Raw genomic sequence first — 15956 nt, 5'->3', positions numbered from 1 at the left:
ATTGAGCGTCGTCTATGGTCTCGATTACCGTTCGGACATTGACCGACAGAAACGCTTTGGAAGATCGGCATAGCCCGCTATAATCGCCACCGTTTCAAAACGGTAACCTCTACTTGATACCGTTTTCCCGCCACCTGTCCGAGGGGCGCTGCAGCAGGTTCGACCTGTCAGGCTCGGATGGGGCGTTGCCTGGCCTTCAGTGGCTGGACACTAAACGCACAACGGCGCCCATTCGCATACATTACGAATGGAGGCTCTTCATGAGCGCTGTTATCACGCCTGCAGATTTTACCGACTACAAAGTCGCCGACATGTCCCTGGCTGCCTGGGGCCGTCGCGAAACCATCATCGCCGAATCCGAAATGCCGGCCCTGATGGGTCTGCGTCGCAAGTACTCCGAAGAGCAACCGCTCAAGGGCGCGAAGATCCTCGGCTGCATCCACATGACCATTCAGACTGCCGTGCTGATCGAAACCCTGGTTGCCCTGGGTGCCGAAGTGCGCTGGTCGTCCTGCAACATTTTCTCGACTCAGGATCAGGCCGCCGCTTCCATCGCCGCTGCCGGCATCCCGGTTTTCGCCTGGAAAGGCGAGACTGAACAAGAGTACGAATGGTGCCTGGAGCAAACCATCCTGAAAGATGGCGCGCCTTGGGATGCCAACATGATCCTCGACGACGGCGGCGACCTGACCGAACTGCTGCACAAGAAGTACCCAGCCGTTCTGGACCGCGTCCACGGCGTGACCGAAGAAACCACCACCGGCGTTCACCGCCTGCTGGACATGCTGGCCAAGGGCGAGCTGAAAATCCCGGCCATCAACGTCAACGACTCGGTGACCAAGAGCAAGAACGACAACAAGTACGGCTGCCGTCACAGCCTGAACGATGCGATCAAGCGCGGCACCGACCACCTGCTGTCCGGCAAGCAAGCGCTGGTCATCGGCTACGGCGACGTGGGCAAGGGTTCGGCCCAGTCCCTGCGTCAGGAAGGCATGATCGTCAAAGTCTCCGAAGTCGACCCGATCTGCGCCATGCAAGCCTGCATGGACGGTTTCGAACTGGTTTCGCCGTTCATCGACGGTATCAACACCGGTACTGAAGCAAGCATCGACAAGGCACTGCTGGGCAAGATCGACCTGATCGTGACCACCACCGGTAACGTCAATGTTTGCGATGCAAACATGCTCAAAGCCCTGAAGAAGCGCGCTGTTGTCTGCAACATCGGCCATTTCGACAACGAAATCGACACCGCTTTCATGCGCAAGAACTGGGCATGGGAAGAAGTGAAGCCGCAGGTTCACAAGATCCACCGTACCGGCGCTGGCGATTTCGACCCGCAGAACGACGACTACCTGATCCTGCTGGCCGAAGGCCGTCTGGTTAACCTGGGTAACGCAACCGGCCACCCGAGCCGCATCATGGACGGTTCGTTCGCCAACCAGGTTCTGGCGCAGATCTTCCTGTTCGGCCAGAAGTACGCCGACCTGTCGCCAGCCCAGAAAGCCGAGCGCCTGACCGTTGAAGTACTGCCGAAGAAACTCGACGAAGAAGTGGCCCTGGAAATGGTTCGCGGCTTCGGCGGTGTTGTGACTCAACTGACCAAGACCCAGGCCGACTACATCGGCGTGACCGTCGAAGGCCCGTTCAAGCCGCACGCTTACCGCTACTGATCGGATCTGCTGCCTGCTCTCCCTGTGGGAGCGGGCTTGCCCGCGAAAGCGATTTATCATTCAACATTAATGTCGACTGACCCACTGCTTTCGCGAGCAAGCCCGCTCCCACATGGGATGTGCAAGCCTCACAGGCTTACGCGTTTTCAAGGGTATTCCCATGTCCCAAGATCGTCGCTACAGCTTCGAGTTCTTCCCTACGAAGACCGATGCTGGGCAAGAAAAGCTGCTGGCCACTGCTCGCCAGCTGGCCGCCTACAACCCCGATTTCTTCTCCTGCACCTACGGCGCCGGCGGTTCGACCCGTGATCGCACGCTGAACACCGTGTTGCAGCTCGAAAGCGAAGTCAAAATCCCTGCCGCTCCGCACCTGTCCTGCGTGGGCGATAGCAAAGCTGACCTGCGTGGCCTGCTGGCCCAGTACAAGGCCGCCGGCATCAAGCGTATCGTCGCCCTGCGCGGTGACCTGCCTTCGGGCATGGGCATGGCCAGCGGTGAAATGCGCCACGCCAATGACCTGGTTGAATTCATTCGTGAAGAAACCGGTGATCATTTCCACATCGAAGTCGCCGCTTACCCGGAAATGCATCCGCAAGCGCGCAATTTCGAAGACGATGTTGCCAACTTCGTGCGCAAGGCCAAGGCTGGCGCCGACAGTGCGATCACCCAGTACTTCTTCAACGCCGACTGCTACTTCTACTTCGTGGAACGCGTGCGGGCACTGGGCGTGAACATCCCGATCGTGCCGGGCATCATGCCGATCACCAACTACAGCAAGCTGGCGCGCTTCTCCGATGCCTGCGGTGCGGAAATCCCGCGCTGGATCCGCAAGCAACTGGAAGCCTACGGCGACGACACCCAGAGCATTCAACGCTTTGGCGAACAGGTCATCACCGAGATGTGCGAACAACTGCTGCAGGGTGGCGCTCCAGGGCTGCACTTCTACACCCTGAACCAGGCTGAAGCGAGCCTGGCGGTGTGGAACAACCTGAAGTTGCCGCGTTAAAAGTCGTTAAAGCACGATTAAAAGATCGCAGCCTGCGGCAGCTCCTACAGAGAAATGTGTATTCCCTGTAGGAGCTGCCGCAGGCTGCGATCTTTTGCTTTCAACGCACTATTAATGTGCGGCAATCCACGGAGTTAGAGCATCTGCGGTCAGTTTCTGGCTCTTTCCGGTTTCTCGTCGTAATCTCAGCCCATGCCTTTGATCACGCAGCTAATCGCCGTGCTTGTCTTCACTTGCCTGAGCCTCACCGCCCGGGGCGAGAAGCTGCGCATTGTCACGGAACCCTGGGCGCCCTACGTATACGAAGACAACAACGGCAAATCCCTGGGCCTGGACTACGAAACCACCGCCATTGTCTTCAAGCGCCTGGGCATCGAAGTGGAGTGGCAGTTCCTGCCATGGAAACGCTGCCTGTCGATGCTGGAGACAGGCCAGGCCGACGGCGCGCTGGACATCTTTCACAGCGAAGAACGCGAAGCGACCCTGCTCTACCCCAGCGAACCCCTGTCTGAAGTCCAGTTCGTGATGTTCTACGCCAATGAACGGCCCCATCCGTTTCGCACCCTCGATGACTTGCAAGGCCTGACCATTGGCACCTCGCCGGGTTACCTTTACAGCAAGGATTTCAGCGATTCGACGTTGTTCACCCGCGAGCCGGCCCCTACCCATGAAGCCAACTTCGGCAAACTGGTGCGCGGGCGGATTGACCTGCTGATCACCGACCGCCGGGTCGGTCAGCATTTGCTCGACGAACTGGGCATCCGCGACAAGATCACCGAAAACCCCACGATCATCAGCCAGCAAAGCCAGTTTCTCGCGGTACGGCGCAATGCGGGCATGGATCTGCTGGTGCAGCGTTTCGGCGCCGAACTCAAGCGTTTCAAACGTGAGCCCGCCTACGCTGAACTGAGTGCCCGCTACGGCGCGGAACCGGCAGCCAGCGTGAAGACTGAAAAGGCCACGGTTGCCACGGAAAAAACCGTTGAGCAGCAGGAAAGCGGCGCGCAGTGATTGCTCTGTTATACTCCGGCCTTCCCGCCAGGCTCACGCCCGGACGCTCGGAATCGTTAAAGGCATCTCAACCCCGCTACTGCGCAGCTTTCAGCCCGCGCGAGCGCTTGCAGACGAGCCTTCGAGACCCAGCAGGACCGGACGGGATTGCGTCCTCTTAAACGCGATTCGCGCCAGGCAAGACTCCCATTGGGCCAAGCCCTAACTAGAACAGGATTACTCATGTCCTTTGCTTCCCTCGGTCTCTCCGAGGCTTTAGTCCGCGCCATCGAGGCAGCGGGCTATACCGAGCCTACTCCGGTGCAACAGCGGGCCATTCCCGCCGTGTTGCAAGGTCGCGACCTGATGGTCGCGGCACAGACAGGTACTGGTAAAACCGGCGGTTTCGCCCTTCCGATTCTGGAGCGGTTGTTCCCCAACGGTCACCCGGACAAATCCCAGCGTCACGGCCCGCGCCAACCGCGCGTACTGGTCCTGACCCCGACTCGCGAACTCGCAGCCCAAGTGCATGAAAGCTTCAAGGTCTATGCCCGTGACCTGAAGTTCGTCAGCGCCTGCATTTTCGGCGGTGTCGGCATGAACCCGCAGGTTCAGGCCATGTCCCGTGGCGTAGACGTGCTGGTGGCCTGCCCTGGCCGCCTGCTCGACCTCGCCGGCCAAGGCAGCGTCGATCTGTCCCACGTGGAAATCCTCGTGCTGGACGAAGCCGACCGCATGCTCGACATGGGCTTCGTCCATGACGTGAAGAAGGTCCTGGCCCGTCTGCCGGCCAAACGCCAGAACCTGCTGTTCTCGGCGACCTTCTCCAAGGACATCACCGACCTCGCCGGCAAGCTGCTGCACAATCCGGAACGCATCGAAGTCACGCCGCCGAACACCACGGTCGAGCGCATCGAACAGCGCGTGTTCCGCCTGCCGGCCAGCCACAAACGTTCGCTGCTGGCGCACCTGATCACCGCTGGCGCCTGGGAACAAGTGTTGGTGTTCACCCGCACCAAGCACGGCGCCAACCGCCTGGCCGAGTACCTGGACAAGCACGGCCTGAGCGCCGTCGCGATCCACGGCAACAAGAGCCAGAACGCCCGCACCAAAGCCCTGGCCGACTTCAAGGCCGGCACCGTGCGCATCCTGGTCGCCACCGACATCGCCGCTCGCGGCCTGGACATCGACCAGTTGCCACACGTGGTCAACTTCGAGCTGCCGAACGTCGATGAAGACTACGTGCACCGTATCGGTCGTACCGGCCGTGCCGGCCGTTCGGGCGAGGCGATTTCGCTGGTAGCCCCGGACGAAGAAAAACTGCTGAAAAGCATCGAACGCATGACCAGGCAGAAAATCGCCGACGGCGACCTGATGGGCTTCGATGCCAGCACCATCGAGGCGGAAAAGCCTGAAGTGCGCGAGCGTCCGGACATGCGTAACCCACGCAATCCACGTGGCCCGCGCGGCGACGGTCCGAATGGCAGCGGTGGCGGCGGTGGTCGCAAGGACAAAGGCAAGGACAAGGGCAAGGAAAAACCGGCCGGCGAACGCGGTGAGCGCCCGGCCCGTCAGCAAAAACCACGTGAAGGCACTCCGGCTCGCGAACAGCGTCCGTCGCAGCCTCCTCGTGCCGCCGCTGACCGTGCCCCGGACGAGTTCCTGGACGACGATGTGGATAACTTCGGTAACCGCGTCGACTACGTGCCACAGCAAAAGCCGGCTCAAGGCCGTGGTCGCCGTCCGGGCGCTCCGGCACAGGGCACCGCGGCAGGTTCGGGCGCTCCACGTTCCGGCAAGCCACAAGGTCGCCAGAACGGCCCACGCAACAGCGATGGCGCCAGCACTGGCACCCCACCGGCCAAGCGTAGCGGTCCTCGCAGTGGCGCACCGCGCGACGGCCAGGCCCGCCGCGAAGACTCGCGCAATCGCCGCCCGGCCCGTGACGACCAGCCGCGTTCGGAGCCTGCCGTACAGAACCCGCGCGGTCCCGCGCCGAAGATCATGCACAAGGAGTCGAAGGCTGACCGCTTCCCGACACCTGAGCAACTCGATCAACTGCCAAGCCGTCCTCGTGGTGAAAAACCAGCGTTGCTGACCCGCAATCGCTGAGTTATCGCTGAAATAAAAAATGCCCTGATCTCGCGATCAGGGCATTTTTGTTTGTGCCGCGAATTGCTTTTACAGGAGCTGGCGAAGCCTGCGATCTTTTGATTCTGAAAAGATCGCAGCCTGCGCCAGCTCCTACGGTCTCAGCATTACTTCGCTTTTACACCTTCAAAGGTCACGTACATCTCAACCGCATCGGACGATGGGCCCAGGTCTTTCTGCTTGCCGAAATCGGAACGCTTGAGGCTGAAAGTACCCTCAAAGCCTGCACGGTAGCCGCCCCATGGATCCTTGCCTTCGCCCAGGAACGTGGCCTTGACCACGATTGGCTTGGTTACACCGAGGATCGTCAGGTCACCAGCCACGTCAGCAGTGTCCTTGCCAGCGGCGTTTTTGCCGGTGGGTTTGACGCTGGTGGACACAAACGTGGCTTTGCTGGCGTTCAGGAAGTCTTTGCTGGCGATGTGCTTGTCACGCTCGGCGTTGTTGGTGAACACACTGGCGGTGTTCACGTTGAACTCGATCTTGCTGTCTTCAGGCTTGGCAGCGTCGAAGCTGAACTTGCCGTCGATGTCCTTGAAAGTACCGGTGATGAAGCTGTAGCCCAGGTGGCTGATCTTGAAGTCAACGAAGGCGTGCTGGCCTTCTTTGTCGACCACATAGTCAGCGGCCATTACGTTACCGGCGGACAACAGGGCCGAACCGATTGCCAGGGCGGCCAGAGTCTTTTTCAACATGCTTTGTTTTCCTTTGGAGTCGAGGTTGAACTTCAGGCTTTGCGACCCAGCATTCGCTTGAGGGTCACATCACGGTCGATAAAGTGGTGCTTCAATGCTGCCAACGCATGGAGGCCGGAAAAAATTACCAGCACCCACGCCAGATAGAGGTGAATCACGCCAGCGGTATCTGCCTGGTCCGGCAGTCCGGATATCAGCGCCGGGACTTCAAACAAGCCAAATACCGGGATACCGACACCTTCTGCGGTGGAAATCAGGTAACCGGCAATCAACACGGCAAACAGACTGAGATAGAGAAATCCATGGCCGAACCTGGCGCCGAGGCGCGTCATGCGGCTGTAGCTGGACAAGGTCGGTGGCGGCGGGCTGATGAAGCGCCAAAACACCCGCAGCAGCATCACACCCAGCAAAACCAGGCCGATGCTCTTGTGCAGGTCCGGCGCGTCTTTGCGCCAGGTGCTGTAGTAATCGAGCCCGACCATCCACAACCCAAGCGCGAACAGACCGAAGACCGCCAGTGCCACCACCCAGTGAATGACGATGCTGACCCAGCCGTAGCGGGAGGTAGAGTTACGTAGCTGCATTGCCTAGATCCCTGTAAGTGCTGGCCCAAGACTATCGAGTTATCTATCGAATTAAAGCGGAAAATTTTGCTTTGAAATATCGAGAAATACGATCAAGAGTCTGAAACAGATGAGTTAAGAAAAGATTAAAGGCCAATGTGTGTACAAAAATGTAGCCCAACTCAATAACACTTCCTGCCAAAGGTTTATTCGATTGTGTGCCCAGATTTCTCCGGGCATAAAAAAACGCGGCATTTGCGCCGCGTTTTTTTATCCCAGGGCTGACTACGCCTTGGCATCCGTTGTCGGAGTCGCCGCGGGTTTAGCCACTGGCTTCTTCACTGGCTCGGCCTTCTTTACCGGTGCCTTGGCCGGGGCTTTTTTCGCTTCGGTCTTGGCAGCCGGTTTCGCCGGAGCCTTTTTGACCGGCTCGGCTTTTGCCGGGGTTACTGGCTTCGGTGCTTCGACCGGAGCCGGTGCAACAACCGGTACCGGAGCAGGTGCCGGAGTTGCCGGCGCTACCGGCTCTGGCGCCTTGACCGGCTCCGGCTTCTTCTCGTCGTCGGAGCCGCCGAACAGGTTGCTGAAGAAATTGCCTTTCTTCGCCACCACCGCACCAGCGCCCGCCGCTGCGGCAGCCGGACCCACTTTCGCCGGTTCGAACGACTTGCCCGCCGCCAGGTCTTCAACCTGACTGGCTGCACGCTGACCGGTACGCAGCGCGCCTTCCAGGGTGCCCGGGTACAGGGTATCGGTGTGTTCACCAGCGAAGGCTACGCGCTGAATCGGGCGTTCCCACAGGCGCCAGAACTTGCTGATCTGGCCCGGACCGAAGGCCAGGTAGGCGCCGCCGGTGGACGGGTCGGTGCTGTAGCGACGGATTTCATAACCGGTGAACGAACCACGCGCCTGTGGATAGAACGCGTGCAGGCGGATCAACACCTGGTCGACCATCTGCTTGTCGCCGAATGCCTGCATCACCCGCGCGTTGTCGCCGGACAGGTTGATCACCACGTTGGCGCCACCCTTCAGGGCAGGCTCGACCCACAACATCCCCAGGCCGGCGTTGCTGTAGATCTCGCCGGACATGCGCGCCTTGCTTTCCCACACCGGCGTCTTGAACTTGAGCATGATCTGGTCGCGCCAACCGTAGTTGGTGCCCTTGATCGCCGCCAGGTGCTGGGCGTCAAGCGCCGGGGTCATCTGGATCTTGTTCAGGGCGCGCAGTGGCACGGCCAGTACCACGTAGTCCGCCTGATAGCCGACGTTGTCGACTTTGACGGTCACGCCGTCCTTGTCCTGAATGATCGACGAGACCGGGGAGCTGGTCTTGATGGTTTTCAGCTGCTTGACGAAGGCCTGGGCCAGCACCGGGCTGCCACCGACCAGGCGCGAAGCTCGCAGGTCACGATCGGAGACGCCACGATAGACGCGGCTCTGTTGCGCGAAGTACAGCAGCGACAAGCGCGAAGGTTCGTCGTAGCGGGTACGGATTTGCTGGTTGATCAACTGGCGGGCGGTGGCCGGCAGGTTCTGCTTGTCGAGCCAGCTCGACACGTTGATCTGGTCCAGCGCGTACAGCGTATTGTTGGCGGCCGGGTTCTGCGGGTCGTCGATCGAGCGGGCCAGATCGTCCACGGTCTTGTCAAAGCGCTTGAGCGCCTCGGCGGTGGCCGGCTGTTTGGTCGCCAGGTCGGCGGCGGAGAAATACTCGCCATCGATCAGGTAGCCTGGGGTCCGCACGAACTCAGGGGCCGGCGTGGTGCTCAGCTTGAAGGTCGAGACGTACTTGTTCAGCACCGGCTGGACCTTGTCGTTGCCGATCCACTCGCTGGTGGCCATGCCGGAGCGACCGCCCAGGCTCGACTTGGCTTCCAGCAAGATGACCTGCCAGCCCTTGTTCTGCAGTTCGTACGCGGCAGTCAGGCCCGACAGGCCGCCGCCGATCACGATCGCGGTTTTATCCTTGGCCAGCGCAGACACGCTGAACAGCCCCAACATCACCAGCGCACAGGCGCGCAGCCAACCGACAGACATTCAGCGAACTCCGGAATCACACGAGGAAAACAGCAGTTTTTGCGAGCCAGACGGCTCAAGAACGGCGAAGGATACGTCAGCCTTCAGACGCCCGCCAGCAACGTCTATCGGCCTGTACAAAGTAGCTCATTCGACACAATGGGTTGTCCCCGTGGCACGCATTGCATAGGCTTGCGCGATTGTTTGTCCGCGCTGGTCACGGACCGCCTCCAGGAGAGTGAAAATGGGCCTGAATAATCAGTGGATGCAACGCGACCTCGCCGTGCTGTGGCATCCCTGCACCCAGATGAAAGATCACGAACAACTGCCGCTGATCCCGATCAAGCGCGGGGAAGGCGTGTGGCTGGAAGACTTCGAAGGCAAGCGCTACCTCGATGCGGTCAGCTCCTGGTGGGTCAATGTGTTCGGCCACGCCAACCCGCGGATCAACCAACGCATCAAGGACCAGGTCGACCAGCTCGAACATGTGATTCTTGCCGGCTTCAGCCATCAACCGGTGATCGAGTTGTCCGAGCGCCTGGTGAAGATGACACCGGAAGGCCTGACCCGGTGCTTCTACGCCGATAATGGCTCGTCCTGCATCGAAGTCGCACTGAAAATGAGCTTTCACTACTGGCTCAATCGCGGCCAGCCGAACAAGAAGCGCTTCGTCACACTGACCAACAGCTACCACGGCGAAACCATGGCGGCGATGTCGGTGGGCGACGTACCGCTGTTCACCGAGACCTACAAAGCGCTGTTGATGGACACCATCAAGGTACCAAGCCCGGACTGCTACCTGCGCCCCCAAGGCATGAGCTGGGAAGAACACTCGCGCAACATGTTCGCCGCCATGGAGCAGACCCTGGCCGAAAACCACGACACGGTCGCGGCGGTGATCGTCGAGCCGCTGATCCAGGGCGCTGGTGGCATGCGCATGTACCACCCGGTATACCTCAAGCTGCTGCGAGAGGCCTGCGACCGTTACGGCGTGCACCTGATCCACGACGAAATCGCCGTCGGCTTCGGCCGCACCGGGACGATGTTCGCCTGCGAACAGGCCGGCATCCGCCCTGATTTCCTGTGCCTGTCCAAGGCCCTGACAGGCGGCTATCTGCCGCTGGCGGCATGCATGACCACAGACGACGTCTACAGCGCGTTCTACGACGACTACCCGACCCTGCGCGCCTTCCTGCACTCCCACAGCTACACCGGCAACCCGCTGGCGTGCGCGGCGGCCCTGGCGACCCTGGATATTTTCGAAGAAGACAACGTCATCGAGAACAACAAGGCCCTGGCCCAGCGCATGGCTTCGTCGACGGCGCACCTGGTCGATCACCCGAACGTATCCGAAGTGCGCCAGACCGGCATGGTACTGGCCATCGAGATGGTCAAGGACAAGGCCACCAAGGAAGCTTACCCATGGCAGGAACGTCGCGGCCTGAAGGTGTTCCAGCATGCCCTGGAGCGCGGTGCTTTACTGCGGCCGCTGGGTAGCGTGGTGTATTTCCTGCCGCCCTATGTGATTACCCCGGAGCAGATCGACTTCCTTGCCGAAGTGGCCAGCGAAGGGATCGACATTGCGACCCGTGACAGCGTCAGCGTGGCGGTGCCGAAGGACTTCCATCCTGGGTTCCGTGATCCGGGCTGATTTGTTTCCTGAGTTTCTGTGGTGTCAGGGCTGAAGCTTTCGCGAGCAAGCCCGCTCCCACAGTTGACCGCAATCCCCTGTGGGAGCGGCGGTGCGGCGATCCGACTTGCTCGCGAAGACGCCCATAAGACCTATACATGAATTACAGAGACCCCGCATGAGACTGTCCCGCTTCTTTATCGACGCCCCCCTGAGCATCGGCGAGCACGAGTTGCCCGAAGCCCAGGCCCATTACATCAGCCGCGTGCTGCGCATGGCCGAGGGCGATGCGTTGCAGTTGTTCGACGGTTCGGGCCAGGAGTTTCGCGCCAGGCTGGTCGACGTCGGCAAAAAGCGTGTCGTGGTACAGATCGATGAAAGCTTCGCCGGGCAGATCGAATCGCCGCTGCAGATCCATCTCGGCCAGGGCCTGTCCCGGGGCGAGCGCATGGACTGGGCGATCCAGAAGGCCACGGAGCTGGGCGTCACCGAAATCACCCCGATCTTCACCGAACGCTGCGAAGTCCGGCTCAAGGACGAGCGCGCCGACAAACGCCTGCTGCACTGGCGCCAGGTGGCGATCAGCGCATGCGAACAGTGCGGACGCTCGCGAGTACCGGTGATTCATCCGCCGCTGTTGCTGGTTGACTGGTTGAAGCAGACCGAAGCCGAATTGAAGCTGGTGCTGCATCCGGTGGCGGAGCCGATGGTGAGCCATGCCAAACCTTCAAGTCTGGCATTCCTGATCGGTCCGGAGGGTGGTTTGTCCGATGCCGAAGTCGATCAGGCCAAGGCCAGCGGCTTCCACGCCGCCCGCCTCGGTCCACGGGTGCTGCGCACCGAAACCGCGCCGGTTGTTGCACTGGCGGTGGCCCAGCAGCTTTGGGGTGATTTCTAAAAAGATCGCAGCCTGCGGCAGCTCCTACAGGATGTACGCCATCCAATTGTAGGAGCTGCCGCAGGCTGCGATCTTTTGCATTTACTGCACCGGATCACTCACCGGTTTGGCAATGATTGCCTTGAGTTCGCTGGTCATCGGGAACTCAAGGTTCAACCCCTTCGGCGGGATCGGCTGCTCGAACCAGCGCTTGTAGATGCCATTGATCTCGCCCGAGCTGTACAGATCCGCCAACGCGCCGTTGACCAGCGCCAGGAACTGCGGATCGTCCTTGCGCACCATGCAACTGTAGATCTCCCGAGATTGCTCCTCCCCGACCACCACCCACTTGTGCGGGTCATTGGCCTTGGCGCGCTCACCGTAGAGCAGCGCGTCGTCCATGTAGAACGCCACCGCCCGGCCCGATTGCAGCATCTGGAAGGCTTCGCCGTGGTCCTTGGCGCTGATCACGAACATGTCGATCTTGTGATCGACGTTGTAGCTTTTCAGGAAGCGCTCGTTGGTAGTACCGGCGGTGGTCACCACGTTCTTGCCACGCAGATCGGCGAAGCTCTTGATCCCGCTGTCCTTCGCGGTCAGCAACTGGCCTTTGACGTAGATGAAGCCATAGGAGAACGCCACCTGCTTCTGCCGTTCGGCGGTCACGCCGGTGGAGCCGCACTCCAGGTCCACGGTGCCGTTCTGCACCAGTGGAATGCGGGTCTGCGAGGTCACCAGGTTGTACTTCACCTTCAAGTCCGGCAGCGCCAGTTGCTGCTGGATGCGCTCGACGATCTTGCCCGCCAGATCCACCGAGTAACCCATCGGCTTGCCGCTGTGATCACCCACGTAGGAAAACGGCACCGAAGCATCGCGATAGCCCAGGGTAATGCTGTTGGCGCTGGCGATTTTGCTCAGGGTGCCGGTCAGCGGCGCTTCATTGGCCCGGACCTGACTGCCGAGCAACAGGCCAAGCGTACAAGCGAGCAACGTGATTTTTTGCATTGTTATTCTCCGTTGTGGGTGTTGGTTTATCAGACGCGCGCAGCGATGACGGTGATTTCCACCAGCACCTGCGGTCGGGCCAGTTCGGCCTGCACGGTGGTGCGGCTCGGTGCCTGTCCCGGCGATAGCCAGGCCGACCAGACCTCGTTCATCGCGGCAAAATCCTCGGTGATGTTCTTCAGGTAAATGGTCGCACTGAGCAGATGATCCTTGTCGCTGCCCGCCTCGGCCAGCAAGGTATCGATTTTCGCCAGCACTTCGCGGGTCTGACCGCTGGCATCCCGGGCATCGCCCGGCACCTGCCCGGAGAGAAACACCAGGTCGCCAAAGGTCACGGCGCCAGACAGGCGCGGGTTGCTGTGCAGTCGGGTAATGGTCATTGCAGTGCCCTCTTCAAAAATCAGTATTCAGGCGGCCCGGTGGCTGAAACCCTGAAGGTCAATGGACGGCCGGCGCTCGCCGATCAGCTCGCTGAGCAAGCGCCCGCTGCCGCAGGCCAGGGTGAAACCCAGCGCGCCGTGGCCGAGGTTGAGCCACAGGTTGCGATACGCCGTCGCGCCCAGCAACGGTACACCGCTGGGGGTGGCCGGACGCATGCCGGCCCACTCAATGGCTTCGTCATAGGCGCCGGCATTGGGAAAGGTGTCATGGGCCTGACGCTTGATCAGCGCCAGGCGCTTGGGGTCCAGGGCAGGGTCGAAACCGACGATGTCGACCATCGCCGCCACTCGCAATTGCTGGCCGATGCGGGCGTAAACGATCTTGCGGTCGTAGTCAGTGATGCTCACGTCCGGCGCCCGGTGACCGGCGTCGATCGGCACGGTCAGGCTGTAGCCCTTGAGCGGATAAAGCGGCAGTTGCAGCCCGGGAAGCGCCAACAGCGGACTGCGGTGACCGGCGGCGATCACCAGTTGATCGACCGGCAGCACTAGCTCACCCAGTTCGATGGCGTTGACGCCGCCGTTGCTGTGGCGGATGCCGGTCACTGCTTGTCCGAGACGAAATTCGCAACGGCCGGACGCTTGCAGCCGGGCGGCCAGTTGCTGGCAAAAACCGTGGCAGTCGCCGACCTCTTCGTCCGGGGTGTAGATCGCGCCGACAAAGGGCGCATCGATCAGCGCCGGTTCAAGGTGCGCGCATTCGGCAGGCGACAACACCTGCTGGTGCTGCGGGTCAGCCAGGCCCAGGCGCGCATGCTCGAAGCTGCTGCTCTGGCGGAAAGTCACCAGTTTGCCGTTGCGCCGCCACTGAAATCCCGCCAGTCCATCATCCTCGCGCCAAGACTTCAATGTGTCCTGGCTGAACAGTGCCAGGCGCAGCAAGTGCGCGGCGTTCTCGCGGTTGACCGAGCGACGGCAAGCGCCGAGGAACGACGCCATCCAGCGCCACTGGGCCAGGTCGAAGCGCGGGCGTAGCTTCAGCGGTGAATCGCCGCGCAGCATCCAGCCGATGGCTTGCAATGGCACACCGGCGTCGGCCAGGGGCGCGACATAGCGATAGGACAACTGGCCGCCGTTGGCGAAGCTGGTTTCGCTGCCCAGCGAGTCCCGGGCCTCGACCACCGTCACCTCAAAGCCGTCGCGCACCAGCGCGTAGGCCGTTGCCAGGCCAATCACACCGCCACCGATGATGCACACACGCTGAGCCATGTCCGTCCTTAAAACTGTTGTGAAGACGAGGCCAAGGTTAGAGCCAGGTGACAGACGCTGAACAATGCATAAAGATGGCAAACCCATAAACAAAGGTTATGGACTTGCCATGCGTCTTCGCCATATCGAGATTTTCCAGGCCATCCGCCAGACCGGTTCGATCAGCGCTGCCGCGCAATTGCTGCACGTCTCGCAACCGGCGGTGAGCAAGGTGTTGCAGCACGCCGAGCAACAATTGGGTTTTCCGCTGTTCCTGCGGGTACGCGGCAAGTTGCAGGCGACGCCGGAAGCGCTGGAACTGGAGCGCGAAGTGGACAAGGTCAGCGAAAGCCTGCAAGGCGTGCGACGCCTGGCGCAGAGCCTGCGCCGCGAACCGGGCCACAGCCTGCGCATCGGTGCCACTCCGGCGCTGGCCCTGTCATTGCTGCCGCCGGCCATTCACGAATGGACCGGGCGTTACCCGGACATCGCTTGCGAACTCTCCAGCGCCCACAGTCGCGAACTGGTGCAGAACCTGTTGATGCGCGAAGTGGATGTCGCCCTGACCCTGCAACGTCCGGATCACCCGGGGCTCAAGGCCCAGGCGCTGGCGTCCGGCGTGCTGGTGGCGCTGGCTCCGATTGGTTACTGGCCCCAGGAAGAGGTGGGTAAACCGTTGCCTCTGCTGGCGCTGGCGGATGCGCCGCTGATCGGTTTATCCAGCGCCGATCCGCTGGCCGCGCGACTCGACAGTTACCTGGAAGCGGTCGAACCGCCGCCTAGGGTACGCATCGCCGTACAAACCTACTCACTGGCACGGGCGATGGTGGAGTCCGGCGCGGGCCTGGCGGTGATCGATCCGTTCACCGCCCTTGGCGCCTCTCCCGCCACCACAACGATCCGCCCCCTGGCACCGCCGTTACCCATCACCCTGTACGCAGTGACCCGCGCCGCCGAACCGCCGCCCCACACCTTGAACGATCTGTTGCAGGTATTCAGCCGTCGAGCCCGGGAGCAGCTGGATCGCCTGGTCCCGGTACAGCCTTAAAGGACATAAAAGAAAATCGCCACAAAGTGCAGCAAGCTCCCGGCGATCACGAATAGATGCCAGATCCCGTGGGCATGGCGCAGGCGATGATCGAGGGCAAAAAAGATAATCCCGACGGTGTACAGCACCCCGCCTGATGCCAGCCACGCAAACCCGGCGCCGCCCAGCGCCGCGAGCAGCGGCTTGACCGCCACCAACACAATCCAGCCCATCACCGCATAAATCACGATCGACAGAATCCGCGCTTCCGAACGTGGCTTGATCTCCTGCAGGATGCCGATCAGCGCCAGTCCCCAGACAATCCCGAACAACGTCCAGCCCCACGGCCCGCGCAGGGTCACCAGGCAAAACGGCGTGTAGCTGCCGGCGATCAACAGGTAGATCGAAAAGTGATCGACCTTCTGCATGATCGCTTTCTTGCGCCCGCGCACGCTGTGGTACACGGTCGATGCGCTGTAGAGCACCAGTAAGGTAAAGGCGTAGATCGCCATGCTGACGATCTTCCACGGGCTGCCGTCGAGACTGGCCAGCACAATCAGCCACACCCCGCCGATAAACGCCGCCACGGCCCCGGCCAGATGCGTCCAGGCGTTCAGTCTTTCCCCGTGATACATACGTTGCTCACCTCGAATTTCATTGCCGCAGAGCGCAAGGCTCAGGCTTGCAGCGTAAAAGCG

The 15956-nt window shown here is 61.1% G+C and carries 14 protein-coding genes and 1 riboswitch; of the genes, 7 read left to right on the top strand and 7 right to left on the bottom strand.

What is annotated here, in order from left to right; all coding sequences use genetic code 11:
* Window positions 1-134 precede the first annotated feature (134 nt).
* A riboswitch (S-adenosyl-L-homocysteine riboswitch) is annotated at window positions 135-237 on the top strand.
* A 23-nt stretch (window positions 238-260) separates the two neighbouring features.
* From ahcY to ASD95_RS02365, 4 genes are all read left to right on the top strand, one after another.
* Window positions 261-1670, top strand: coding sequence for an adenosylhomocysteinase (gene ahcY / locus ASD95_RS02380; protein WP_056726524.1), 1410 nt, complete (start codon window positions 261-263; stop codon window positions 1668-1670).
* A 160-nt stretch (window positions 1671-1830) separates the two neighbouring features.
* Window positions 1831-2676, top strand: a complete 846-nt coding sequence (metF, locus tag ASD95_RS02375) for a methylenetetrahydrofolate reductase [NAD(P)H] (RefSeq protein WP_056726523.1) — start codon at window positions 1831-1833, stop codon at window positions 2674-2676.
* A 192-nt stretch (window positions 2677-2868) separates the two neighbouring features.
* Entirely contained in the window at window positions 2869-3687 is an 819-nt protein-coding gene (locus tag ASD95_RS02370) for a substrate-binding periplasmic protein (protein ID WP_056726522.1), read from the top strand.
* Between the two features lie 222 nt (window positions 3688-3909).
* Entirely contained in the window at window positions 3910-5778 is a 1869-nt protein-coding gene (locus tag ASD95_RS02365) for a DEAD/DEAH box helicase (RefSeq protein ID WP_056726521.1), read from the top strand.
* A 146-nt stretch (window positions 5779-5924) separates the two neighbouring features.
* Here ASD95_RS02365 and ASD95_RS02360 read toward each other — a convergent pair whose 3' ends face one another.
* The 3 genes from ASD95_RS02360 to ASD95_RS02350 all read right to left on the bottom strand — a co-directional run bounded on the left by ASD95_RS02360 (window position 5925) and on the right by ASD95_RS02350 (window position 9112).
* Window positions 5925-6512, bottom strand: coding sequence for a YceI family protein (locus ASD95_RS02360; protein WP_015097179.1), 588 nt, complete (start codon window positions 6510-6512; stop codon window positions 5925-5927).
* Between the two features lie 32 nt (window positions 6513-6544).
* A complete protein-coding gene (locus ASD95_RS02355; protein WP_056726520.1) occupies window positions 6545-7096 on the bottom strand; it encodes a cytochrome b in 552 nt (183 codons plus the stop codon).
* Window positions 7097-7360: 264 nt separating this feature from the next.
* Window positions 7361-9112, bottom strand: a complete 1752-nt coding sequence (locus tag ASD95_RS02350) for a flavin monoamine oxidase family protein (RefSeq protein WP_056726519.1) — start codon at window positions 9110-9112, stop codon at window positions 7361-7363.
* A 223-nt stretch (window positions 9113-9335) separates the two neighbouring features.
* Here ASD95_RS02350 and ASD95_RS02345 point away from each other — a divergent pair, with 223 nt between their 5' ends.
* Complete coding sequence (locus ASD95_RS02345; RefSeq protein ID WP_056726518.1) at window positions 9336-10742, top strand: adenosylmethionine--8-amino-7-oxononanoate transaminase; 1407 nt, start codon at window positions 9336-9338, stop codon at window positions 10740-10742.
* A gap of 157 nt (window positions 10743-10899) precedes the next feature.
* On the top strand, window positions 10900-11619 hold the full coding sequence (locus ASD95_RS02340) for a 16S rRNA (uracil(1498)-N(3))-methyltransferase (RefSeq protein WP_056726517.1): 720 nt from the start codon (window positions 10900-10902) through the stop codon (window positions 11617-11619).
* Between the two features lie 81 nt (window positions 11620-11700).
* On the opposite strand, the gene ASD95_RS02335 is transcribed toward ASD95_RS02340, so the two are convergent.
* From ASD95_RS02335 to ASD95_RS02325, 3 genes are read right to left on the bottom strand one after another with little or no spacing between them, the layout of a single operon-like run.
* The gene (locus tag ASD95_RS02335; protein ID WP_056726516.1) at window positions 11701-12603 is read right to left on the bottom strand and encodes a transporter substrate-binding domain-containing protein; all 903 of its coding nucleotides are present in this window, start codon (window positions 12601-12603) and stop codon (window positions 11701-11703) included.
* Between the two features lie 29 nt (window positions 12604-12632).
* A complete protein-coding gene (locus ASD95_RS02330; protein WP_007975437.1) occupies window positions 12633-12983 on the bottom strand; it encodes a RidA family protein in 351 nt (116 codons plus the stop codon).
* A gap of 27 nt (window positions 12984-13010) precedes the next feature.
* A complete protein-coding gene (locus ASD95_RS02325) occupies window positions 13011-14252 on the bottom strand; it encodes a D-amino acid dehydrogenase (RefSeq protein ID WP_056726515.1) in 1242 nt (413 codons plus the stop codon).
* Window positions 14253-14361: 109 nt separating this feature from the next.
* Here ASD95_RS02325 and ASD95_RS02320 point away from each other — a divergent pair, with 109 nt between their 5' ends.
* Window positions 14362-15279 (top strand): LysR family transcriptional regulator, encoded by a 918-nt coding sequence (locus ASD95_RS02320; RefSeq protein ID WP_056726514.1) that lies wholly within the window; start codon window positions 14362-14364, stop codon window positions 15277-15279.
* Here ASD95_RS02320 and trhA read toward each other — a convergent pair.
* On the bottom strand, window positions 15276-15893 hold the full coding sequence (gene trhA / locus ASD95_RS02315) for a PAQR family membrane homeostasis protein TrhA (RefSeq protein ID WP_007975433.1): 618 nt from the start codon (window positions 15891-15893) through the stop codon (window positions 15276-15278). The genes ASD95_RS02320 and trhA overlap by 4 nt on opposite strands.
* Window positions 15894-15956 lie beyond the last annotated feature (63 nt).

Source organism: Pseudomonas sp. Root71 (assembly GCF_001429045.1).
GTDB lineage: Bacteria > Pseudomonadota > Gammaproteobacteria > Pseudomonadales > Pseudomonadaceae > Aquipseudomonas > Aquipseudomonas monachiensis.
The sequence above is the reverse complement of the archived record's forward strand: the minus strand, read 5'-3'. Positions and strand labels throughout refer to the sequence as shown.